The 1,675-nt window shown below is 39.8% G+C and carries 2 protein-coding genes; one reads left to right on the forward strand and one right to left on the reverse strand.

The window, feature by feature from the left end:
• Positions 1-495 precede the first annotated feature (495 nt).
• Positions 496-1,506: a hydroxyacid dehydrogenase gene (locus KY055_02545; protein ID MBZ1345481.1), complete on the forward strand. Its 1,011-nt coding sequence runs from the start codon at positions 496-498 to the stop codon at positions 1,504-1,506.
• Here KY055_02545 and KY055_02550 read toward each other — a convergent pair.
• Positions 1,490-1,675: hypothetical protein (locus KY055_02550; GenBank protein MBZ1345482.1), on the reverse strand; the 186-nt coding region annotated here is incomplete at its 5' end. The genes KY055_02545 and KY055_02550 overlap by 17 nt on opposite strands.

Genomic DNA, 1,675 nt, shown 5'->3' on the forward strand with positions numbered 1-1,675 from the left:
CCGCCAAAGAAAAACCCCAGTAGTAGAACCTTCGGTTCACTACGGGGCATGCTTGAAATCGTCCCCCAGTAGTACAACCTTTGGTTGACTACGGGGCATGCTTTTCGCTTCCGCTTTTTGGCGAGGCGGGCCCCGCACAAATCCCTTCGGGATTATGCGGGGTAAACTCCAGGGGGCTAGGTGGAATTTTTACCCCGTACTTCGAGCCCCGCACCAGAGCAAGCTTGGTGCGGGATAAACTCCGCGAGATAGTGGTGGGGCCGCCCGGCGGAGCCCGTTAATGAAATCGGTTCGCCCCGAACAAATTTACTTCGTAAATTTAACGGGGTAAAGATTTTTTCAAATACACACCGCCAGCTGGGAAAAGAGGTTGCTGGCCTACCGTTAACCAAAATTGAAAGCGAGGTAATCAAAAAACCATCAGTGTTAGTTGTGGCAAAAATCGCCAAAGCGTTGGATGTTTCAATAGAGGATTTAATAAAGTAAAATAAATCTATGAAAAAATTAAAAATTGCATTTTTTGAAATAGAACCCTGGGAGAAGGACTATTTAAAACCAAAACTAAAAGGTCTTGATTCTGCGTTTTTTGAAGAAAAAATAACGCCAGAGAGATTAAAAAAAATCCAGGGTGTTGATATCTTATCTCCATTTATTTATTCAATAATTGATAAGAAGATTCTTAATTCTCTAAAATCTCTGAAGTTTATCACCACCCGCTCAACTGGTTTTGATCACCTTGATTTAAAAACCTGCAAAGATAAAAACATTTTGGTTTCCAATGTGCCAAGCTACGGAGAAAATACAGTTGCTGAACATACTTTTGCTTTAATTTTGGCGTTATCAAGAAAAATTTATCCTTCTTTAGAGAAAACAAAGAAAGGTGATTTTTCATTAGAAAATTTAAGAGGTTTTGATCTAAAAGGAAAAACTTTAGCCGTGGTCGGGGTCGGTAATATTGGTCGTCATGTGATTAGAATTGCCAAAGGACTTGAAATGAATATTTTAGCTTTTGATGTCAGAAAAGATCAAAAATTCGCTCAAGAATTCGGTTTTAAATATGCCCCCCTGGATTATTTATTCAGAAATTCTGACATCATTACTTTGCATGTGCCGTATAATAAATCAACTCACCACATGATTAATTTAAAAACTTTAAAATTATTCAAAAAAGGATGCTATTTAATAAATACGGCAAGGGGCGGGATTTGCGATACTACGGCTTTATTAGAGGGTTTAAGGCAAGGAATTTTCGCCGGATTAGGATTGGATGTTTTGAAGGAGGAGTGTTTTATCAAAGAAGAAAGAGAGCTTCTGACATCTGTCTTCAAAAAGACCTGTGACCTGAAGGCCGTACTTGAAAATCACATTTTAATTAACCAACCGAATGTTATCATTACTCCTCACAACGCATTCAACAGTAAAGAGGCTCTCCAGAGAATTTTAGACACAACTATAGAAAACATCAAAGCATTTTCAACTAGCAGACCTATCAATTTAGTGGATTAACTGGAAAAAATATAATTCCGCCAAAGAAAAACTTGAAATCGTCCTTTTCGCCCGCCTCGCCTTGCATGCCCGACCGATAGGCGGGAACCGGAGCGAAAAGGCAAACCGCCAAAGAACCTGAAAAAATACTTGCCCCGTAGTGAACTTGCTCTACTACTGGGGCCTGCCC

Source organism: Candidatus Nealsonbacteria bacterium (assembly GCA_019923625.1).
Classification (GTDB): Bacteria; Patescibacteriota; Minisyncoccia; order Minisyncoccales; family RBG-13-42-11; genus JAHXGN01.